At 70.0% G+C, this 20,750-nt stretch carries 18 protein-coding genes and 2 tRNA genes; 15 read left to right on the forward strand and 5 right to left on the reverse strand.

What is annotated here, in order from left to right; all coding sequences use genetic code 11:
* The first annotated feature begins 439 nt into the window (after positions 1–439).
* From gyrB to PUR26_RS18340, 6 genes are all read left to right on the forward strand, one after another.
* Positions 440–2,509, forward strand: a complete 2,070-nt coding sequence (gene gyrB / locus PUR26_RS18315; RefSeq protein ID WP_329873525.1) for a DNA topoisomerase (ATP-hydrolyzing) subunit B — start codon at positions 440–442, stop codon at positions 2,507–2,509.
* A 41-nt stretch (positions 2,510–2,550) separates the two neighbouring features.
* The gene (gene gyrA / locus PUR26_RS18320) at positions 2,551–5,190 is read left to right on the forward strand and encodes a DNA gyrase subunit A (protein ID WP_329873461.1); all 2,640 of its coding nucleotides are present in this window, start codon (positions 2,551–2,553) and stop codon (positions 5,188–5,190) included.
* 87 nt (positions 5,191–5,277) lie between these two features.
* On the forward strand, positions 5,278–5,841 hold the full coding sequence (locus PUR26_RS18325) for a DUF3566 domain-containing protein (RefSeq protein WP_329873462.1): 564 nt from the start codon (positions 5,278–5,280) through the stop codon (positions 5,839–5,841).
* A gap of 127 nt (positions 5,842–5,968) precedes the next feature.
* A tRNA-Ile gene (locus tag PUR26_RS18330) sits at positions 5,969–6,042 on the forward strand.
* A 403-nt stretch (positions 6,043–6,445) separates the two neighbouring features.
* On the forward strand, positions 6,446–6,580 hold the full coding sequence (locus PUR26_RS18335; protein WP_003958712.1) for a DLW-39 family protein: 135 nt from the start codon (positions 6,446–6,448) through the stop codon (positions 6,578–6,580).
* A 372-nt stretch (positions 6,581–6,952) separates the two neighbouring features.
* Entirely contained in the window at positions 6,953–8,233 is a 1,281-nt protein-coding gene (locus tag PUR26_RS18340) for a hypothetical protein (RefSeq protein ID WP_443077105.1), read from the forward strand.
* Between the two features lie 105 nt (positions 8,234–8,338).
* On the opposite strand, the gene PUR26_RS18345 is transcribed toward PUR26_RS18340, so the two are convergent.
* Positions 8,339–9,814, reverse strand: a complete 1,476-nt coding sequence (locus tag PUR26_RS18345) for a serine/threonine protein kinase (RefSeq protein ID WP_329873464.1) — start codon at positions 9,812–9,814, stop codon at positions 8,339–8,341.
* Positions 9,815–9,863: 49 nt separating this feature from the next.
* Positions 9,864–10,412, reverse strand: coding sequence for a helix-turn-helix domain-containing protein (locus PUR26_RS18350; protein WP_329873465.1), 549 nt, complete (start codon positions 10,410–10,412; stop codon positions 9,864–9,866).
* 175 nt (positions 10,413–10,587) lie between these two features.
* Between PUR26_RS18350 and PUR26_RS18355 the strand changes: the two genes are divergently transcribed.
* Together PUR26_RS18355 and PUR26_RS18360 are read left to right on the forward strand one after the other, a co-directional pair.
* Positions 10,588–10,660 (forward strand) — tRNA-Ala (locus PUR26_RS18355).
* 470 nt (positions 10,661–11,130) lie between these two features.
* Positions 11,131–11,592 carry a DUF6344 domain-containing protein gene (locus PUR26_RS18360; RefSeq protein WP_329873466.1) on the forward strand — a complete coding sequence of 154 codons (462 nt, stop codon included), beginning with the start codon at positions 11,131–11,133 and terminating at the stop codon, positions 11,590–11,592.
* 41 nt (positions 11,593–11,633) lie between these two features.
* Here the strand turns inward: PUR26_RS18360 and PUR26_RS18365 are convergent, their stop codons facing one another.
* Entirely contained in the window at positions 11,634–12,326 is a 693-nt protein-coding gene (locus PUR26_RS18365; protein ID WP_329873467.1) for a DUF5324 family protein, read from the reverse strand.
* 255 nt (positions 12,327–12,581) lie between these two features.
* Here PUR26_RS18365 and PUR26_RS18370 point away from each other — a divergent pair, with 255 nt between their 5' ends.
* Positions 12,582–13,109 carry a peptidylprolyl isomerase gene (locus PUR26_RS18370; protein WP_329873468.1) on the forward strand — a complete coding sequence of 176 codons (528 nt, stop codon included), beginning with the start codon at positions 12,582–12,584 and terminating at the stop codon, positions 13,107–13,109.
* 107 nt (positions 13,110–13,216) lie between these two features.
* Positions 13,217–14,113 carry a rhomboid family intramembrane serine protease gene (locus PUR26_RS18375; protein WP_329873469.1) on the forward strand — a complete coding sequence of 299 codons (897 nt, stop codon included), beginning with the start codon at positions 13,217–13,219 and terminating at the stop codon, positions 14,111–14,113.
* 257 nt (positions 14,114–14,370) lie between these two features.
* Here the strand turns inward: PUR26_RS18375 and crgA are convergent, their stop codons facing one another.
* Positions 14,371–14,628 carry a cell division protein CrgA gene (gene crgA, locus PUR26_RS18380; RefSeq protein WP_329873470.1) on the reverse strand — a complete coding sequence of 86 codons (258 nt, stop codon included), beginning with the start codon at positions 14,626–14,628 and terminating at the stop codon, positions 14,371–14,373.
* A 142-nt stretch (positions 14,629–14,770) separates the two neighbouring features.
* Here crgA and PUR26_RS18385 point away from each other — a divergent pair, with 142 nt between their 5' ends.
* From PUR26_RS18385 to PUR26_RS18405, 5 genes are all read left to right on the forward strand, one after another.
* Positions 14,771–15,541 carry a DUF881 domain-containing protein gene (locus tag PUR26_RS18385; protein ID WP_329873471.1) on the forward strand — a complete coding sequence of 257 codons (771 nt, stop codon included), beginning with the start codon at positions 14,771–14,773 and terminating at the stop codon, positions 15,539–15,541.
* Positions 15,542–15,740: 199 nt separating this feature from the next.
* The gene (locus PUR26_RS18390; protein ID WP_329873472.1) at positions 15,741–15,902 is read left to right on the forward strand and encodes a hypothetical protein; all 162 of its coding nucleotides are present in this window, start codon (positions 15,741–15,743) and stop codon (positions 15,900–15,902) included.
* Complete coding sequence (locus PUR26_RS18395) at positions 15,899–16,537, forward strand: aminodeoxychorismate/anthranilate synthase component II (protein WP_329873473.1); 639 nt, start codon at positions 15,899–15,901, stop codon at positions 16,535–16,537. Before PUR26_RS18390 ends, PUR26_RS18395 begins: the two co-directional genes overlap by 4 nt.
* On the forward strand, positions 16,534–17,661 hold the full coding sequence (locus PUR26_RS18400) for a class E sortase (RefSeq protein ID WP_329873474.1): 1,128 nt from the start codon (positions 16,534–16,536) through the stop codon (positions 17,659–17,661). Before PUR26_RS18395 ends, PUR26_RS18400 begins: the two co-directional genes overlap by 4 nt.
* A gap of 23 nt (positions 17,662–17,684) precedes the next feature.
* Positions 17,685–18,362, forward strand: a complete 678-nt coding sequence (locus PUR26_RS18405) for a class E sortase (protein ID WP_329873475.1) — start codon at positions 17,685–17,687, stop codon at positions 18,360–18,362.
* 316 nt (positions 18,363–18,678) lie between these two features.
* Here the strand turns inward: PUR26_RS18405 and pknB are convergent, their stop codons facing one another.
* Positions 18,679–20,700 carry a Stk1 family PASTA domain-containing Ser/Thr kinase gene (pknB, locus tag PUR26_RS18410; protein WP_329873476.1) on the reverse strand — a complete coding sequence of 674 codons (2,022 nt, stop codon included), beginning with the start codon at positions 20,698–20,700 and terminating at the stop codon, positions 18,679–18,681.
* Positions 20,701–20,750 lie beyond the last annotated feature (50 nt).

Genomic DNA, 20,750 nt, shown 5'->3' on the forward strand with positions numbered 1-20,750 from the left:
CCAGGGCCGCGGGCCAGGGCCCTACCGCCCCCGAACCGCCCCCGTGCCCGTCCCCCTGTCCGCTCCCCCCTCGCACGCTCAGTGCCCTCGGCCACCGCCCGGTGCGGGCGCCGTCGTGACCGCCGCGCTTCCGCCCGGGGTCTCGTCGGACCCCCTGCCCACCGGCTCCCGGGGTCCCCCGGACGGCCCCTCGGGTGAGGTGCCCGTCACCGTTGCTGGAGGTTGACAGGTGGAAGCGCTGAGTGCCGGTGTGAGCCTCCTGGAGCCCCTTCCCGGATATGGGGAGTCGGAAGGCGCCGGTTCAGGGCGGCACATGCGGACTCAGGTACCGGCAAACCCCCATTCATGTCAGCGGTACCGGTAGACTGGTGGGTAATCCCGCCCACTGCGGAACATGTCGAACGACGCAGCCGCTCCCGGATGCCCGGAGAGACGGCTTGTGCTGTGCCAGAAAGGGCGCTTCGTGGCCGATTCCGGCAACCCCAACGAGAACACCCCGTCCACTGCTGCCGGCGAGAACGGCGAGGTCAACGCCTCGTACGACGCGAGCGCGATCACCGTCCTCGAGGGGCTGGACGCGGTCCGCAAGCGCCCCGGCATGTACATCGGCTCGACCGGTGAGCGCGGACTTCACCACCTTGTGCAAGAGGTCGTCGACAACTCCGTCGACGAGGCGCTCGCCGGCCACGCGGACACGATCGACGTCACGATCCTGGCCGACGGCGGCGTACGCGTCATCGACAACGGCCGGGGCATCCCGGTGGACATCCACCCCGTCGAGAAGAAGCCCGCCGTCGAGGTCGTCCTGACCGTTCTGCACGCGGGCGGCAAGTTCGGCGGCGGCGGCTACGCCGTGTCCGGCGGTCTGCACGGCGTGGGTGTCTCCGTCGTCAACGCGCTGTCCACCAAGGTCTCGGTCGAGATCAAGCGGGACGGCTACCGCTGGACGCAGGACTACAAGCTCGGTGTGCCCACCGCGCCGCTGGCCAAGCACGAGCAGGTCGAGGACTCCGGCACCTCCGTGACGTTCTGGGCCGACCCGGACGTCTTCGAGACGACCGAGTACTCCTTCGAGACGCTCGCGCGCCGCTTCCAGGAGATGGCCTTCCTCAACAAGGGCCTGACCCTGACGCTGACCGACGAGCGCGAGTCGGCCAAGGCGACGATGAACGCCGACGACCCCGACGCCGAGGCGGCGGAGGAGCAGCCGGCGAGGACGGTGACGTACCACTACGAGGGCGGCATCGTCGACTTCGTGAAGTACCTCAACTCCCGCAAGGGCGAGCTCATCCACCCGACCGTCATCGACGTCGAGGCCGAGGACAAGGAGCGTCTGCTCTCGGTCGAGATCGCGATGCAGTGGAACTCGCAGTACACCGAGGGCGTGTACTCCTTCGCGAACACCATCCACACGCATGAGGGCGGTACGCACGAGGAGGGCTTCAGGGCCGCGCTGACGGGCCTGGTCAACCGGTACGCGCGCGACAAGAAGCTGCTGCGGGAGAAGGACGACAACCTCACCGGCGAGGACATCCGCGAGGGTCTGACGGCGATCATCTCCGTCAAGCTGGGCGAGCCGCAGTTCGAGGGCCAGACCAAGACCAAGCTGGGCAACACGGAGGCGAAGACCTTCGTGCAGAAGGTCGTGCACGAGCACCTCAACGACTGGTTCGACCGCAACCCCAACGAGGCCACGGACATCATCCGTAAGTCGATCCAGGCCGCCACGGCCCGGGTCGCGGCCCGCAAGGCGCGCGATCTGACCCGCCGCAAGGGGCTCCTGGAGTCCGCGTCCCTCCCGGGCAAGCTCTCCGACTGCCAGTCGAACGACCCCACCCAGTGCGAGATCTTCATCGTCGAGGGTGACTCCGCCGGCGGTTCCGCCAAGTCCGGCCGCAACCCGATGTACCAGGCCATCCTGCCGATCCGAGGCAAGATCCTGAACGTCGAGAAGGCCCGGATCGACAAGATCCTGCAGAACACCGAGGTCCAGGCGCTGATCTCGGCCTTCGGTACCGGGGTCCACGAGGACTTCGACATCGAGAAGCTCCGCTATCACAAGATCATCCTGATGGCGGACGCCGACGTCGACGGCCAGCACATCAACACCCTGCTGCTGACGTTCCTGTTCCGCTTCATGCGCCCCCTGGTCGAGGCCGGGCACGTGTACCTCTCGCGCCCCCCGCTGTACAAGATCAAGTGGGGCCGGGACGACTTCGAGTACGCGTACTCCGACCGTGAGCGCGACGCGCTCGTCGAGCTCGGCAAGCAGAACGGCAAGCGCATCCGCGAGGACTCGATCCAGCGGTTCAAGGGTCTCGGCGAGATGAACGCCGAGGAGCTGCGCATCACGACCATGGACGTGGACCACCGGGTGCTCGGCCAGGTCACGCTGGACGACGCGGCGCAGGCCGACGACCTGTTCTCGGTGCTGATGGGTGAGGACGTCGAGGCGCGGCGCTCGTTCATCCAGCGCAACGCCAAGGACGTTCGCTTCCTCGACATCTGAGTCGGTCTCAGCTGACCGCACGAAAGGACTGACGACCAGCAATGGCCGACGAGAACATCCCCGCCACGACCGAAGAAGAAGAGCCGGTCATGCGGATCGAGCCCGTCGGGCTCGAAACGGAGATGCAGCGCTCCTACCTCGACTACGCGATGTCCGTCATCGTGTCGCGTGCGCTGCCCGACGTACGGGACGGCCTCAAGCCCGTCCACCGCCGCGTGCTCTACGCGATGTACGACGGCGGCTACCGGCCCGAGAAGGGCTTCTACAAGTGCGCCCGCGTCGTCGGTGACGTCATGGGTACGTACCACCCGCACGGCGACTCCTCGATCTACGACGCCCTGGTCCGCCTGGCCCAGCCGTGGTCCATGCGCATGCCGCTGGTGGACTCGAACGGAAACTTCGGCTCCCCGGGCAACGACCCGGCCGCCGCCATGCGCTACACCGAGTGCAAGATGGCGCCGCTGTCCATGGAGATGCTCCGGGACATCGACGAGGAGACCGTCGACTTCACGGACAACTACGACGGCCGCAACCAGGAGCCGACGGTCCTGCCCGCCCGCTTCCCGAACCTGCTGGTCAATGGCAGCGCGGGCATCGCGGTCGGCATGGCCACCAACATCCCGCCGCACAATCTGCGCGAGGTCGCCGCCGGTGCCCAGTGGGCGCTGGAGCACCCCGAGGCCACCCACGAGGAGCTCCTCGACGCGCTGATCGAGCGGATCAAGGGCCCGGACTTCCCGACCGGCGCCCTGGTCGTCGGCCGCAAGGGCATCGAGGAGGCGTACCGCACCGGTCGCGGCTCCATCACGATGCGCGCGGTCGTCGAGGTCGAGGAGATCCAGAACCGCCAGTGCCTGGTGGTCACGGAGCTTCCGTACCAGGTCAACCCGGACAACCTCGCGCAGAAGATCGCCGACCTCGTCAAGGACGGCAAGATCGGCGGCATCGCCGACGTCCGCGACGAGACGTCCTCGCGGACCGGTCAGCGGCTCGTCATCGTGCTGAAGCGCGACGCGGTCGCCAAGGTCGTGCTGAACAACCTCTACAAGCACACCGACCTCCAGACCAACTTCGGCGCCAACATGCTGGCCCTGGTCGACGGCGTGCCGCGCACGCTCTCGCTGGACGCGTTCATCCGCCACTGGGTGACGCACCAGATCGAGGTCATCGTCCGGCGGACGAAGTTCCGCCTGCGCAAGGCGGAGGAGCGGGCGCACATCCTGCGCGGCCTGCTCAAGGCGCTGGACGCGATCGACGAGGTCATCGCCCTCATCCGGCGCAGCGACACCGTCGAGACCGCGCGTGAGGGCCTGATGGGCCTGCTCACCATCGACGAGATCCAGGCGAACGCCATCCTGGAGATGCAGCTCCGCCGGCTCGCCGCCCTGGAGCGCCAGAAGATCGTCGCCGAGCACGACGAGCTTCAGGCGAAGATCAACGAGTACAACGCGATCCTGGCCTCCGAGGCCCGCCAGCGGCAGATCGTCAGCGAGGAACTGGCCACGCTGGTCGAGAAGTTCGGTGACGACCGCCGCTCCAAGCTGGTCCCCTTCGACGGTGACATGTCCATCGAGGACCTGATCGCCGAGGAGGACATCGTCGTCACCATCACGCGTGGCGGCTATGTGAAGCGGACCAAGACGGTCGACTACCGCTCGCAGAAGCGCGGCGGCAAGGGCGTGCGCGGCACGAAGCTGAAGGAAGACGACATCGTCGACCACTTCTTCGTCTCCACGACCCATCACTGGCTGCTGTTCTTCACCAACAAGGGCCGGGTCTACCGGGTCAAGGCGTACGAGCTGCCGGACGCCGGCCGTGACGCGCGCGGCCAGCACGTCGCCAACCTGCTGGCCTTCCAGCCGGACGAGAAGATCGCCGAGATCCTCGCGATCCGCGACTACGACGCGGTGCCCTACCTGGTGCTGGCCACCAAGGGCGGTCTGGTGAAGAAGACGCCGCTGAAGGACTACGACTCGCCGCGTGCCGGTGGTGTCATCGCCATCAACCTCCGTGAGACGGAGGACGGCAGCGACGACGAGCTGATCGGCGCCGAGCTGGTGTCGGCCGAGGACGACCTGCTGCTCATCAGCAGGAAGGCCCAGTCGATCCGGTTCACCGCGACGGACGAGGCGCTGCGTCCGATGGGACGAGCCACGTCCGGCGTCAAGGGGATGAGTTTCCGCGAAGGCGACGAGCTCCTGTCGATGAGCGTGGTGAGGCCCGGTACGTTCGTGTTCACCGCGACGGACGGCGGGTACGCGAAGCGGACCGCTGTGGACGAGTACCGCGTCCAGGGTCGTGGCGGCCTCGGCATCAAGGCTGCCAAGATCGTGGAGGACCGCGGCTCGCTCGTCGGCGCGCTGGTGGTGGAGGAGACCGATGAGATCCTCGCCATCACGCTGTCCGGTGGTGTGATTCGTACGCGAGTCAATGAAGTCAGGGAGACGGGCCGTGACACCATGGGCGTCCAACTGATCAACCTGGGCAAGCGCGATGCGGTCGTGGGTATCGCTCGTAACGCCGAGGCAGGTGCCGAGGCCGAAGAGGTCGAAGGGGCCGAAGGGACCGAAGAGGTCTCTGGGATCGAACAGGTCGACGAGACCGTGGCCGTCGCCGACAGCGGTGCCGCGGCCGAGGCAGTCGAGGACACGCAGTCCTCGGCCGGGGAGCACGAGGAGTAAAGCGTGAGTGGAGCCACGGGCGCCGGATCGGCCGCTCCCGGAGGGAACGGTGCCCGTGGCTCTGCCACGGACTCCCAGGGGGTAACGGTGACCGAGACCCGGGGGTCGAAGCCCCCGTATGAGACAAACGACAACGGGCCTCTGCCCGGTGAGCGGCCCGCGGCCGCCCAGCAGGGCACCCAGCCGTACCACCCGCCCCAGGCGTACGCCGCCCAGGGCGGGGAAGCCGGCGGGGCCGCGGCGGCGCGCAAGCCGCGCACGGGCGCCAAGACCACCCCGCGTACCCGCAAGGCGCGGTTGCGGGTGGCCAAGGCCGACCCGTGGTCGGTGATGAAGGTGAGCTTCCTGCTCTCCATCGCGCTGGGCATCTGCACGGTGGTCGCGGCGGCGGTGCTGTGGATGGTCATGGACGCGATGGGCGTCTTCTCGACGGTCGGCGGCACGATCAGCGAGGCCACCGGCTCCAACGAGAGCAACGGGTTCGACCTCCAGTCGTTCCTGTCGCTGCCGCGTGTACTGATCTTCACCTCGGTGATCGCGGTCATCGACGTGGTGCTCGCGACGGCGCTGGCGACGCTGGGCGCCTTCATCTACAACCTGTCCGCCGGGTTCGTGGGCGGCGTCGAGCTCACGCTCGCCGAGGACGAATGACGTGCCGAAGGCGTGCGAAAGCCGGGTGAGTACCGGTCGAGCGTCGGCCGGGTGACCTGGGCGGGCAACCGATTTTGGTACTCACCGCCCTGTGCGCTAATCTTCAGAGGTCAGCGCGCAGCGCGGAGGGGCTATAGCTCAGTTGGTTAGAGCGCATCCCTGATAAGGATGAGGCCACAGGTTCAAATCCTGTTAGCCCCACAGAACAAAGACCCCCGGCCGGAAACGGCCGGGGGTCTTTGGCATGTGGGGGTACGCCCGGGCATGGGGTGGGCCCGCGCGGGCCCACGCGGGGGACGGAGCCCCGGGCTCCTCGCCGGACGGCGCGAATCCCGGCAGCGGCGGCCTGCGCCGGCGGGAGCGCCTGCGATCCGGTCGGAGGCGCGGCGGTCGCTTCCCGTGCCGAACCGAGGTGGACACGGGTGCCCGCCTCCCTGTGGGCGGCCCGGCGCTGTGACCGGCGCGGACGGTGATCGCGCGTCCGGCCGAGGGCTTCGCGGGGGCGGCAGTTGAGTGGGGGGCGTAGGTCACCGATCGGTATCGGTCGGTGTGTATAGTCGGGCGCCAGAAGGTCTCCCACGTCAAGGAAAGACGAGGTCGCGCGGTGAAGAAGCTTCTCTTGGTCGCACTGGCCGCCATCGGCGGGCTCCTCGTGTACCGCCAGATCCAGGCGGACCGCGCCGAGCAGGACCTGTGGACGGAGGCGACCGACTCCGTGCCCGCAGGTTCCGGAGTGTGAGTCGCACACAGACTGTGTTTGAGCCCCGGCCGCCGGAAGCGGCCGGGGCTCAGTGCTGTCCGGGCCGTGCCGATCGGGTCCCGTGCCGTCCTGGCCCTCTGCCGTCCGGGCCCAGTGCCATCCGCGCGGCGATTCGGCCGGGCCCGCAGACAGCACGGGGACGGCCGGGGCAGGATGGAGCGGCACCGCGGTCGCCGCGGCGGCCGGCGGCGCGGCCGTCCCGGTCACGGGGGCCGCGCCCGTACCGCTGCGGACGCGGATGCGGATGTGGCTGCTGATGCGGCGCGAGGCGGCCACGGAGACGACGAGGGGAAGCGCGTGAAGAGGCGGGGCGGCAAGGCCGGGCGGGCGGCGGTGGCCGCGGCGGCGGCGATGTGCGCGGCGGCGCTGCCGGGGCAGGCGTGGGCGGCCGGGGAATCCGGCTCGTACGTCTTCGCCGACGGCATCAAGCAGGTGCGGGGAGCCGCGACCACCAGCGACGCCCCGCGGCTCGCCGCCGGCGCGACGTACAAGGACGCGATCAAGGGCGGCGGCAAGCTGATCTACCGCGTCGATCTGGACGCGAAGACGAACGCCTACGTCTCGGCCGTCGCCGTCCCCGGCGCCGGGTCCCAGGTCGATCTGATGGACGGCCTGAAGGTGTCCTTGCAGGACCGGGACGGCTACGACTGCGGCTCCAACGAGTCGCGGTTCGGTTCGGCCACCTACCCGAGGCCGATCGCCGACTACGCGCACCGGACCCTGGAGAAGGACAGTTCCTCCTGCCAGGAGGCCGGCTCCTACTACGTCGTCATCGAGCGCACCGGCAAGGCCGCGTCGCCCGGGTCGTGGGACCTGGAGATCAGGCACGTACTGGAGCCGAAGCCGAAGACGGAGGGTCCGACCGCCGCCCCGGAGAACTGGGCCAGCGCCTCTCCCGCACCGCCGGCCGGGGGACCGCGCGAGCGGCCGGGCGGGACGAGCTTCTTCGACGCGACCGGTCTGGCCGAGGGCGAGTGGACCGACCGGATCGAGCCCGGCCGGTCGCGCTTCTACCGCGTGCCGGTCGACTGGGGCCAGCAGATCTTCGCCAGCGCGGACCTGGGCAGTTCGTCGGGGAACGGCTTCGTCGGCAGCGCCCTCGCCATGACGCTGTTCAACCCGGTCCAGGGCGTGGTGAGCAGCACCGATTCGATGTCGTACGACGGGAAGCAGAAGTCGGCCGCGCTCGACCCCCTGCCGCCCGTCAGGTACGAGAACCGGTACGACTCGAGCAGCGACTTCGAGAACACCCGGTTCGCGGGCTGGTACTACCTGAGGGTCAGCCTGAACCCCGAGGTGGGGGAGAAGTTCGGGAAGAAGCCGTACGGCCTGACCCTGCGGATCAATGTGAAGGGCACGCCCCAGAAGGCTCCCGCGTACGACGGGCCGGCCGGGATCTTCGCGGTCACGCAGGACGACAAGGAGGCCGCTGCCAGCGGGCAGAGCGCCCCCGAGGCAGAGAAGAGCGACACGATGAAGCTGGTCGCGGCCGCCGGGATCGGCGCCGGGTCCGTGCTGGTGCTCGGGCTCGGGGCGTGGACGCTGCTGGCCCGCCGACGCGGGGCGGCGGCGGACGGGGGCCCGGCCGCGCGGGAGGAACCGGCGCAGTACGGGCCGCCGACCTCCTGGTAGCGAGGGGGCGGGGGCCGGGGGGCCTGCCAGGGCTCGCGGTTCGCGGTCGCCCGGCCGCCGGACTGACTGCCGGGCCGGTGGGCGGCCCGGGCGGCCGGGCCGGTGTCAGCTCTGGATGAGGGCCCAGATGCCGACCGCGAAGCAGATCAGAGCGACGAACAGCACCGGGACCGCCACCTTCGGGGGCGGTCCCGGGCGCCTGGCGGCCACCGTCTTGGCGGCCGGACCGGCCACCCCCCGGTCTGCTTGGTACCCGTGGTGCCCGGGGGGCCTGTGCGGCCCGTGGGAGGGCGCCTGGTCCGCGGGCCGGGGGACGGGAGCCTGGGCGTGCCCGGTGTACTGGCGGGTGAGCGGGCGGTCCTGGGGGACGGCCGCCGTCGGGGCCTGGGCGAAGTCCGGCACGGAGGTGTGCTGGGGAGAGCCCGGGGGCGCGGGAGCCGGGGGAGACGGCTGCGCGGGATGGGGCGGCGATGGGTGGTGCTGCGCTTGGTGCTGCGCGGCGGGGTACCGCGGCGGCGGGGCCAGGTGGAAGCTGCCCGTCTCGGACGGGGCCGGCGGGCGGGGGCCCGCCACGGAGCCCTGGACGGGTGCCGCCCCGGCCGGTGACCCGGCCGACGGGCCGGCCGGCGGACCGGACGCGGTGGTGGCGCCGGGCGCGGTGGGGCCGGAGGCCGCGGCAGCGGGGAGAGCGGAGCCCGGGGCCGACGGGCCCTCGGGACCGAAGCCGTCCGGCAGCGGCCCGATCTGGTCGAACACCTCGACGGGCTCGTCATCGGCGGAGGGCTCGGCCAGCATCTCGACGGCCGCCGTCAGGGCCTTGCGCGCCCCTGTCGCCGTACGGAACCGGGCCTGCGGATCGGGCTGGAGCAGGCCCGCGAGAACCTGCCACAGCGGCTCCGGGACGCCCTCGGGCGCACTCGGCGTGCCGTACGCCGCGAAATGCTCGACCAGTGCCCGAGAATCCGGTTTCCGGCCCTGGAGCAGATAGAGCGCGACCAGGCCGACGGCGAACAGATCGGCCGGGAAGTCCGGCTCCGCGCCCATCATCTGCTCGGGCGCGAAGTAACCCGGCGTCCCCACCACGTAGTTCGTCTCGGTCAGCCGGGGCTCGCCCTTGCGCATGGAGATACCGAAGTCGGACAGCCGCAGATGCGGCCGTCCCGTCCCGGTGGCCTCCATCAGGATGTTGGCCGGCTTGATGTCGCGGTGCACGACCCCCTCCGCGTGCACCGCGGCCAGTCCGGACAGCAGCTGATCGAGCAGGGTGCAGACGAAGCGGGTCGGCAGGGGCCCGTAGTCGCCGATGACATGCGCCAGCGACCCGCCGCTCACCAGATCCATGGTGAACAGCACCTTGTCGTCGTCCGCGGCCCAGCTGGCCGGGGCGAGGACGTGCGGATGGTCGATCCTCAGCGCCTGCTCACGGACGAAGCGCAACAAGGTGTGCGCGTCGCTCTGCTGCAGGACCTTGGCCGCCACGTAGCGGCGGCGGCGATGGTCCCAGGCGCGCCAGACGGCACCCACTCCCCCGCGGCCGATCGGATCGATCAGCTCGTACCGACCAGCGAAGACCTCACCCATTGCGCTGCGCCCGCTCCCCGTCCCCGTCCGGTTCCTGCTTCGTCCAGCTTCAGCTCTGGTGCGACTCGTAGTGCGCGACCGCGTCGGCGGTGCGTCCGGCGCCGTACACCCGGAGGAACTCTGCCAGTTCCGGGTGTGTGGGGGCGAGCGAGTCCGCCGCGTCGATGATGTCGCCGGCGGCCGCGACGGAGCGCAGCAGCGACTGGATCTCCCGGACCACCCGCCGTACGGTCGGCGCTCCCGAGCTGGAGGTCGTCTGGCTCGATCCGGTCAGCACCGATCCGCCCTGCGACTTCTTGATCTCGTCCATCCGGTCCGTGGCCTCCACCGCGCTGACGCTGCCGTCCGCGACCTGGCTCGCCAGCTCCTGGAGCGCCTGCACGCGCTGGACGACGGCGGGGTTACCGATCTTCGCCCGCTGACCGCTCATCAGCTGGGAGAGCATGGGGGCGGAAAGCCCCAGGACCGCCGCGAGCCGGGCCTGATTGAGGCCCAGGTCGTCGATGAGCCTACGGAAGAGCGCCCCCAACGGCTCCCCGTACCAACTGCGCTGAAGCTCTCTCGCTCTCGCGGTCGCTTCCTGTTGCACTGCATCCATTGCGTCTCCCCATCGCTTAGGTTCGCTGCTGCGAACCTCGTCCAGCATCTTACGGAGAGTGGTCTTCCACCGGCAGTCCCCATCTTTTTTGCGGGATACCCGGGGACACCCGGTACTCTGGTCTGCGGCACCCGCCGAGATGCGGTGATCACGACGGGCTGCCGGTACCCACCCAGGGGCCTTAGCTCAGTTGGTAGAGCGCTGTCTTTGCATGGCAGATGTCAGGGGTTCGACTCCCCTAGGCTCCACGGTCCGCACTCGCGGAAAAGCCCCCTCCGTCCCGTTTTCCCATGGGACGGAGGGGGCTTTTCGCTGTCCCCGGGTGCTGGAAGGGCCCGGAAGGGTGCCCGGAAGGCGTGCGAAGGGGGCCCGAAAGAGGCTGGTGGAGTGCGCGGGGAGGCCCCGGGGGCGGTCGCGGGACGGCCGTGGGCGGACGCACGACAGGCCGCCCGGGCACTTCTCCGGGGTCCTTCGGGCACATTCGCGGGGCACGTCCGGGGGCCCGTTCTTTGCTTTGGCTTCGCTTCTCGAACCGTCCCTGACGGTGTTCGGGGCCGCCTCGGGGGTGCGGAGGACTCCCCGGGGCGGTGCTCATTGCGCCGGGCGGGTGGTGTTCATCGGAAGATCTGCGGGGTCGCGGCGTCGCTCCCGGAGTTCTCAAGATGCGTACACATCATGAGAAAGGTATGCAGATCGCTCATTCCGAAAGCGAGGGGCCATGGCCGCCGTCAAGGTCAAGCAGTTCTGGACCGCCTTCATCTCCGCACTCTTCGCGCTCCTCGCCTCCGTGGGTCCGAAGAGCGCCGTGGCGAGCGCCCGCCGGCCTCTCGCACAGCCGCCCGTCGCCCGCCGGGAGGAGCCGGCCGTCGCGGCCGTGCGTGCCGCCGGGCCCGTCCCGGCGCAGGCCGCTCACGGGACGCGGGTACGGGAGCGTTCCCTGCCGCCCACCATCAAGCAGCGCATCCGTGCCGAGGCGCACGGGTCCTCGCCCGCCGTCCGGCGGGGTCGCCCGGCCGCCGTCCCGACGGCGCCCTTCGTGCCCGTGCCCGTCGCCGCCGCCGAGGCGGACCCCGTGGAGCTCACCGACCGCGCCGACCGCTTCGGTGGGAGCGGCGGGGCCGACGGGGCCTGCGCGGCCGGCCCGGCCACCCGGCCGTCCGACCTGGCGCTGGCGGCGTAGAGCGCCGGGAGCTTCCAGGTCTCCCGGCGCCCGTGGCCGGATCAGCGGCGGTCGTCGCGGTCCGTGGGCCCGGTGTCGGATTCCGTCTCGGCCTGCTTGGCCTCGACCTCCGGGTCGAGGGATGCCGGATCCGTTCCGTCGACCGAGGTCAGCGGAGTGCGCTCGGAGACCTCGGTGGGAGCCGGGGGTTCGACCAGCCAGTCCGGATTGGCCTGCTTGTCCCACCACTTCCAGGCGGCGAAGGTGCCGCCGGCCAGAATGCCGAGGACCGCGAGGCCCTTGGCGACGCGTCCGGCCCTGGCCCGGCGCCTGTGCTTCTTGACGATCTTGTGAATGTCCTTCGCCGTCACATGACCGCGCAGCGCGGCCAGAGTGGCGACGGAGCGGGCCGCGGCCTCCTCCCGTACGGGCTGAGTGGCGGCGACCGCCTGCTCCACCTTCGGTACGGTGTATTCCGCCGCCTGCCGTGCGGCCCTGCGGGTCCGGGCCGCGGCGAGATGCGCCGCCTCGTCGACCTTCGGCGGCACATGCGGCGCGACATACGCGTCGTACTGCACGCGCGCCTGCTTCGCCGCCTTCGACACCGATGGCGCGATCTTCACGCGCGCTTCGTGCGCGTAGTGCGCGGCCTGGTCCTTCGCTGTACCGGCGTAGGGCGCCACCACTTCCGCGGCGTGCAGGACGCTTTCCTTCGCCGAACCGGTCGCGGCGCGCACGCTGTCCATGCGGGTCACGGGATCCTCCTCCTCGGTGGCGGGGTCAGGTATTTCGCCTATCCGCCCTTTTCGAAATCATGCCTGCCCGCCTCGGTGTCGGCATGCGGGGCGGGCATCCGGGGCAATGCGGTCCAAGGGGACCCTCGGGACGACAATGCCATGCTTCGTCCGTTCTCGTGCCGCTTCGCGGACCACCGGCCCGCGTTTGTCCGTAGTCGGCTGCTCACGTGCGAGGATCGGGAAACGTCACAGCAGACTTACGGAAGGCACACCGTGGCCGAGCAGCTTTACGCCACCCTGAGGACCAACAGGGGCGCCATCGTGATCCGGCTCCTGCCGAACCACGCCCCGAAGACGGTCAAGAACTTCGTGGACCTTGCCACCGGCGAGCGCGAGTGGGTCCACCCGGCGACCGGCAAGCGGTCCACGGACCGGCTGTACGACGGCACGGTCTTCCACCGGGTGATCAGCGGTTTCATGATCCAGGGCGGTGACCCGCTGGGCAACGGCACCGGCGGCCCGGGTTACGAGTTCGGGGACGAGTTCCACCCCGAGCTGTCCTTCAACAAGCCGTACCTGCTGGCCATGGCGAACGCCGGCCCGGGTACCAACGGCTCGCAGTTCTTCATCACGGTGGCGCCGACCTCGTGGCTGACCCGCAAGCACACGATCTTCGGTGAGGTCGTCTCCGGCACGGACGTCGTGGACGAGATCGCCTCGACGAGCACGAACCCGCGCACCGACCGCCCGGTCGACGACGTGGTCATCGAGAGCGTGGAGATCGAGACCCGTAAGGACTGAGCAGGTCCGGCTTCCGTCGCGGGGGAACCTTCCGCCCCGTCCGGCCGTAAGGGTGGGCGGGGCTTCGCGTTGGGTACGGACCGATCTAGGACGACGAGGGGATCCTCATGGAGCAGGCGCCGGGCAGCCCGCAGGAGCCGCAGGACGCGCACGGACTGCCGAGCTGTCACCGGCACGCCGGTGTGCCGACCGGGGTGCGCTGCACCCGCTGCGACCGGCCGATCTGCCCGGAGTGCATGGTCGAGGCGTCGGTCGGGTTCCAGTGCCCGGAGTGCGTCCGGGGCGGCTCCGGCACGGGGCACGCGCGGACCGCCAACCAGCCGAGGACGATCGCGGGCGGCGTCGTGAGCGCCGGAGACCCACAGCTGATCACCAAGGTCATGATCGGGCTCAACCTGCTGGTCTTCCTGGTCGTCTGGCAGAAGCCCGACCTGCTGCGCGAGCTCTATCTGATCGGGCTGGCCTACGACCCCCGGATCGACCGGGTGGTCGGTGTCGCCGACGGCGAGTGGTACCGCCTGGTGACGTCGACGTTCCTGCACCAGGAGCTCTGGCACATCGGTTTCAACGTGCTGAGCCTGTGGGTGCTCGGCGGCCCCCTGGAGGCGGCTCTCGGCCGCGCCCGCTACCTCGTGCTCTATCTGCTGTCCGGACTCGCGGGCAGTGCTCTGACCTACCTCGTCCAGGCGCCGAACGAGCCCGCGCTCGGTGCGTCCGGAGCCGTCTTCGGCCTTCTGGGCGCGACGGTCGTCCTCGTCCGCCGCCTCAACTACGACGCGCGCCCGATCATGGCCCTGCTGGTGCTGAACCTGGTCATCACGTTCTTCTGGGACCGCATCGCCTGGCAGGCGCACATCGGGGGCCTGGTCTGCGGGGCGGTCCTCGCCTACGCGATGGTGGGCCGGGCGGGCCGGCGGCGGCCCGCGGTCCAGTGGGGGGCCTGTGGGCTCATGCTGCTGCTGAGTGTGGGGGCCGTCCTCCTGAGGACCACGGCGCTCACCTGAGCGGCGTCTATCCCCAAAGTTGTCCACAGAGGGTGGCAGATCTTGTGCACGGGGTGGGGAACAACTGTGCCCCCTGCCTCTGAACTGGGGTTTTCCCAGGATGGCAGGGGGCGTGCCGCCTCCGGTCACGGGGTGGCTGCAGTCACATCGGCGTCAACAGCATGCGAGTTATCCACAGATGGTCTGACCTTTTCCACCTCTGTGCACAACGCTGTGGATAACTCAGGGCAGGGCTTGACGTCCGCGCCGCCGAGCGCCTACTTCCACTGTGTGGAGACGCCGAAGCCACCGGCGATGAAGCCGAATCCGACGACGATGTTCCAGTTGCTGAGCGACTTGATGGGCAGCGATCCGTCGGTCACATAGAAGACGACGATCCAGGCGAGCCCGATGGCGAACAGGGCCAGCATCACCGGGGCGACCCAGCTGCGGTTGGTCAGCTTGATGCTGGTCGCCTGCTTCGCGGCCGGCGGCGGCGTGAAGTCGGCCTTCTTGCGGATACGTGACTTCGGCACGAGGGACTCTCCTGTCGATGCGCTGCGTTACCGCGCAGGGAAACTGTGGCTGGTGCCGGGGCTGAGAACGAGGGGGACCACTGCCTCGCCCGGGCGTCCGTTAGCGTAGTGCTTCCGCGGCGCTGAAGGAGATAAGGGTACGTTGAGCAATTCCGCCGACTCTCCCCCGGAGCCGGTCCGGCGCCGCGACTGGCGGCCGGTCCGGGTGCTCACCGCTGCCGTCTTCGCGCTTGCCGGGCTGATCTTCGTCACCAGTTTCAACACCGCCAAGGGCACCAACATCCGTACGGACGCCTCGTTGCTGAAGCTCTCCGACCTCATCCAGGAGCGCAGCCACAAGAACGCGGAGCTGGAGGAGACGACCGCGACGACCCGCGACGAGGTCGACACCCTGGCCCGGCGCGACGACGGTTCCACCAAGGCCGAGGACGAGCGGCTCGGCGCCCTGGAGAAGGCCGCGGGCACCACGAAGGTCGCCGGGCAGGGCCTCACCGTCACCCTCAACGACGCCCCGCCGGACGCCCAGGCGGCTCCCGGCTACCCGGATCCGCAGGCCAACGACCTCGTCATCCATCAGCAGGACCTGCAAGCCGTGGTCAACGCCCTGTGGAAGGGCGGCGCCAAGGGCATCCGCGTCATGGACCAGCGGCTGATCTCCACCAGCGCCGTGCGCTGCGTCGGGAACACCCTGATCCTCCAGGGTCGCGTCTACTCACCGCCGTACAAGATCACCGCTGTCGGTGACAAGGAGACGCTGCGGCGGGCGCTCGACGACTCCGAAGCGATCCAGAACTACCTGCTGTACGTGAAGGCGTACGGGCTCGGCTGGAAGGTCGACGAGCACGGGGCGATGACGCTGCCCGGTTACTCGGGCACAGTGGACCTCCACTACGCGAAGCCCGCGACCCCGTGAGCCCGTGCTCCTGAACCCGTGAGCCGGCCGGCCCGTGAGCCCGCGGGCCACCGGCCGATCGTCCGGTCGCACCCGGACGCCGCGCGCCCTGTGACGCGGGACGGGCCGCCCCCTTTCCACAGCTGCCCCACCTCGGCGGCGTCGCACCGTAGTCTGGTGCGGTATAGCAGGGACCTCAGAGGAAGGATCGGCAGACGTCATGTACGGCTGGATCTGGCGGCATCTGCCGGGCAACACGTGGGTGCGGGCGCTGATTTCGCTCGTGCTGGCCCTCGCGGTGGTCTACGTGCTCTTCCAGTATGTGTTCCCTTGGGCGGAGCCGCTGCTTCCGTTCAACGATGTGACGGTGGACGGTCAGTGAGCGCACGCATTCTCGTCGTCGACAACTACGACAGCTTCGTCTTCAACCTCGTCCAGTACCTGTACCAGCTGGGTGCGGAGTGCGAGGTCCGGCGCAATGACGAGGTCGAGCCGGGCCACGCCCAGGACGGCTTCGACGGCGTTCTGCTCTCCCCGGGCCCGGGCACGCCCGAGCACGCCGGCGTCTGTGTGGACATGGTCCGGCACTGCGCCGACACCGGGGTGCCGGTCTTCGGCGTCTGCCTGGGCATGCAGTCGATGGCCGTGGCGTACGGCGGTGTCGTCGACCGGGCTCCCGAGCTGCTGCACGGCAAGACCTCGCTGGTCGTGCACGAGGGCAGCGGCGTCTTCAGCGGACTGCCGTCGCCGTTCACGGCGACCCGCTACCACTCGCTGGCCGCCGAGCCGGCGGAGCTTCCGGACGTGCTGGAGGTCACGGCGCGGACCGAGGACGGCATCATCATGGGTCTGCGCCACCGCGACCTGGCGGTGGAGGGCGTGCAGTTCCACCCCGAGTCGGTACTCACCGAGCACGGTCACCTGATGCTCGCCAACTGGCTGGAGCAGTGCGGGGACACAGGAGCCGTCGGCCGGTCGGCAGGGCTCGCGCCGGTGGTGGGCAAGGCTCTCGCGTGACCGACGCGCGTCCGGGGCCCGATGCGGCGGGCGGGCACGGTTCGCCCTGGTTCCGGGCGTCGAACGTCCCGGAGCAGCAGGCCTACGAGCCATCGCCGCCGGAGCCCGCTCCGGAGCCGCGGGACTGGTCCGGCCACGTCCCCTACCCGGCCGATCCCGCCGCCGCCCGGGACGGGTACCAGGGACAGGCTCCGCAGAGCCGGGCCGAGGGCCAGGAGGACTGGTACGCCCCCGTACGCGACGACGAGACGATGGCCCTGCGTACGGAGGACACGCGGGCCGCACGGCGTACGCGGGAGCCCGAGCGGCCCACCGGAGGCCGCGCCGAGCGGCGCAGGGCGGCGAAGGCGCGCGGCCGCCGCCGGGGCGCCGCGGCCCCCGCTCCGGCCGCCCCTGCCCACGAGCGGGCGCCGCTCTCCCGGGTCGAGGCCAGACGCGCCGCGCGTGCGCGCAAGGACAGCGTCGGTGTCGTCGCCAGCCGTGTCGTCGGCGAGCTGTTCATCACCTTCGGCGTGGTGATGCTCCTGTTCGTCACGTACCAGCTGTGGTGGACGAACGTCCGTGCCGGGCTCCAGGTGAACCAGGCCAAGCAGCAGATCGCGGACGAGTGGGCGAAGGGCCGCCAGCCCGACGCGTTCGAACCCGGGCAGGGCTTCGCGATCATGTACATCCCCAAGCTGGATGTCGTCGTGCCCATCGCCGAGGGCATCAACAAGGAGAAGGTGCTCGACCGGGGCATGGTCGGTCACTACGCCGAGGGACAGCTCAAGACGGCGATGCCTTCCGACAAGCAGGGCAACTTCGCGGTCGCCGGGCACCGCAACACCCATGGCGAGCCGTTCCGCTACATCAACAAGCTCTCCCCGGGCGACCCGATCGTCGTCGAGACGCAGGACGCCTACTACACGTATGAGATGTCGAACCTGCTGCCCCAGACACCTCCCTCGAACGTCTCGGTCATCCAGCCCGTGCCGGTGGGCTCCGGCTTCCGCACCCCGGGGCGCTACATCACGCTGACGACCTGCACGCCCGAGTTCACCAGTACGTACCGCATGATCGTGTGGGGCAAGATGGTCGAGGAACGCCCGCGCAGCAAGGGAAAACCGGACGCGCTCGTAGGCTGAGACTTCTAGACGGGACAGATGTAGTGGCACGTGCGCGCAGCCGGATCGCCGGCGTCATCAGCGTCTTCGGCGAAGTGTTGATCACCGCGGGGGTGCTGCTGGGGCTCTTCGTCGTCTACTCGCTGTGGTGGACGAACGTCCTGGCGGACCGGGAGGCCGACAAGCAGGGCAGCGAGGTCCGCGACAAGTGGGCGGCCTCCGGCCCGGGCGCGCTCGACACCAAGGACGGGATCGGCTTCCTCCACGTACCGGCCATGAAGAACGGCGAGGTGCTGGTCAAGCAGGGCACCGACCCCAAGACCCTCAACAACGGCGTCGCCGGCTTCTACACCGCCCCGGTCAAGTCGGCCCTCCCCGCCGACCCGCAGGGCAACTTCGCGCTGGCGGCGCACCGGGACGGGCACGGGGCGAAGTTCCACAACATCCACAAGCTGAAGAACGGCGACTCGATCGTCTTCGAGACCAAGGACACCTGGTACGTCTACAAGGTCTACAAGACGCTGCCGGAGACGTCGAAGTACAACGTGGACGTGCTCCAGCCGATCCCCAAGGAGTCGGGCAGGTCGAAGCCCGGCCGCTACATCACGCTGACGACCTGCACGCCGGTCTACACCTCCGACTACCGCTTCATCGTCTGGGGCGAACTGGAGCGCACGGAGAAGGTCGACAGCGCCCGCACGCCGCCGGCCGAGCTGCGCTGATTCCCCTCCCCCTCGTTCTCCCGGCGCGTGCCGGCCGGCGGAACCGCGCGCCGGCGCAGGCCCTCCGGCGGTACCGGGCACGCGGCCGACGCAGCCGCCTCGACGGGCCCGGGCACGCCCTGAAGAGCTCCTAGGACTCCCCGGGTCTCCTCCGGCGGGGCCCCATGGGCTCAGCCGGCCCCTGCCGCCCCTGACGGGCCTGACGGGCCTGACGGGCCTGACGGGCCATCCGCCCCTCACCTCGCGCTCTCACGCCGGAGCCCCGGCCACCCCTCTTGGAGGGTGGCCGGGGCTCCGGTCCACGTGTCCGGGGTCGTCAGTCCCGTTCGCGGAAGGTGATCCCCGACGGGCCGCCGAAGAGGCCGCCGTCGTTGTCCCCGCCGCCGTCCCCGCCGCCGTTGTTCCCGTTGTTCCCGCCGACGGTCGTCAGCGTGATCTGGGTGGTCGCCGGGTCCGCCTGGGTGCCGGGCTGCGGGTCCATGCCGGTGACGAGCGCGTTGTCGTCGGACGAGCTGCCCGGCGCGAACTGGATGTTCGTGAAGCCGTTCTGCGCCAGCGTCTGCTTGGCCTGGGAGACCCGCTGGGCCCTGACCTCGGGAACCGCCTTCTGCTGCTGCTGCGGGCCCTTGGAGACCTTCAGGGTGATCGTGGAGTTCTTGTCCGCCTTGGAGTCGGCCGACGGGTTCTGCTCCACGACCTCGCCCGTGGGCTTGTCCGAGTCGACGTCCGCCCTGGCGACCGTGAAACCGAGCGTCTCCAGCTGCGCCTTGGCGGCGTCGAACTGGGAGCCGACGACCGGCGGAACGGTCTCCTGCGACTTCTTGGCCACCGTGATGGTGATCTCGGTGCCCTTCTCCTGCTGGGTGCCGCCCTCGGGGTCCTGGCCGATGACCGTGCCCGGTTCCTCGTCGGACTCCTTCGGCTTGACCTTGACGTCGAAGCCCTTGTCCTCAAGCGTCTTGGTCGCCGTCTCCTGCGACTGCTCCATGACGTTGGGGACCTCGATCTTCGGGGCGCCCTCGGAGACGACGACCGTGATGGTCTCGCCCTCGTTCATCTTGGCGCTGCCGTCGGCGGCCGGCGTCTGGCTGCAGATGGAGCCCTTCGGCTGGTCACAGCGTTCCGTGCTCGACTGGGTGACCTTCACGCTCGCGTTGCGGGCCAGCCCCTCGGCTTCCGCGAAGGGTTTGCCGACCAGCTGCGGAACGGTCACCTGACGCGCTCCGTCCTCACTGCTGAAGACCGACTTGCCGATCAGGACCGCACCGACCAGCACCAGGATGCCCGCGAGCACCAGCAGGATGGTCGAGGTGTTCGACTTCTTCTGGCGGCGGCGGGCCGGGCGGTCGTCGTAGCCGTAGCCGTCGTCCGGGCCCACCGGGGGCATCATCGACGTCTGCGCGCCCTGGTCGGCCTGGCGCAGCGCGGTGGTCGGCTGCTCCTCCGGCGGGTAGCCGCCGTAGCCGACAGCGCCCATCGCCGCCGTCGCGGCGACCGGCTGGCCGTCGAGGCACGCCTCGATGTCGGCCCGCATCTCGTCGGCCGACTGATAGCGGTAATCGGGGTCCTTGACCAGGGCCTTCAACACGATCGCGTCCATCTCGGGCGTGATCTCGGGGTCGAAGTTGCTGGGCGGCTGCGGCTCCTCGCGTACGTGCTGGTACGCGACCGCGACCGGGGAGTCGCCCACGAACGGGGGGCGGACGGTCAGCAGCTCGTAGAGCAGGCAGCCGGTCGAGTACAGGTCGGACCGGGCGTCGACCTGCTCGCCCTTGGCCTGCTCGGGGGAGAGGTACTGCGCGGTGCCGATGACGGCCGCGGTCTGGGTCATCGTCATGCCCGAGTCGCCCATCGCCCGGGCGATGCCGAAGTCCATGACCTTGACCTGCCCGGTGCGCGTCAGCATGACGTTGGCGGGCTTGATGTCACGGTGGACGATCTGGGCGCGGTGCGAGTACTCCAGCGCCTGCAGGATGCCGACCGTCATCTCCAGCGTGCGCTCGGGCAGCAGCTTGCGGCCCGAGTGCAGCAGCTCACGCAGGGTGGACCCGTCGACGTACTCCATCACGATGTACGGGATGGAGATGTTGTCCACGTAGTCTTCGCCGGTGTCGTAGACCGCGACGATCGCCGGGTGGTTGAGCGAGGCGGCCGACTGGGCCTCACGGCGGAACCGGGCCTGGAAGGACGGATCACGGGCGAGGTCGGCCCGCAGCGTCTTCACAGCGACGGTGCGGCCGAGCCGGGTGTCGTGGGCGAGGTAGACCTCCGCCATGCCACCGCGGCCGAGCACCGAGCCCAGCTCGTACCGGCCGCCGAGGCGACGCGGCTCTTCCATAACTGTTCCAGCCCTCTCCGTCAGTCCCGACCGCACCCCTGTGTGTGGTC

The organism is Streptomyces sp. SP18CS02 (assembly GCF_036322365.1).
Classification (GTDB): domain Bacteria; phylum Actinomycetota; class Actinomycetes; order Streptomycetales; family Streptomycetaceae; genus Streptomyces.

What these genes read in the sequence shown, in the direction of transcription:
- gyrA (WP_329873461.1), top strand. Translation starts at nt 2,551, where the DNA reads ATGGCCGACGAGAACATCCCCGCCACGACCGAAGAAGAAGAGCCGGTC.
- PUR26_RS18340 (WP_443077105.1), top strand. Translation starts at nt 6,953, where the DNA reads ATGTGCGCGGCGGCGCTGCCGGGGCAGGCGTGGGCGGCCGGGGAATCC.
- PUR26_RS18345 (WP_329873464.1), bottom strand. Translation starts at nt 9,814, where the DNA reads ATGGGTGAGGTCTTCGCTGGTCGGTACGAGCTGATCGATCCGATCGGC.
- PUR26_RS18350 (WP_329873465.1), bottom strand. Translation starts at nt 10,412, where the DNA reads ATGGATGCAGTGCAACAGGAAGCGACCGCGAGAGCGAGAGAGCTTCAG.
- PUR26_RS18360 (WP_329873466.1), top strand. Translation starts at nt 11,131, where the DNA reads ATGGCCGCCGTCAAGGTCAAGCAGTTCTGGACCGCCTTCATCTCCGCA.
- PUR26_RS18375 (WP_329873469.1), top strand. Translation starts at nt 13,217, where the DNA reads ATGGAGCAGGCGCCGGGCAGCCCGCAGGAGCCGCAGGACGCGCACGGA.
- PUR26_RS18390 (WP_329873472.1), top strand. Translation starts at nt 15,741, where the DNA reads ATGTACGGCTGGATCTGGCGGCATCTGCCGGGCAACACGTGGGTGCGG.
- pknB (WP_329873476.1), bottom strand. Translation starts at nt 20,700, where the DNA reads ATGGAAGAGCCGCGTCGCCTCGGCGGCCGGTACGAGCTGGGCTCGGTG.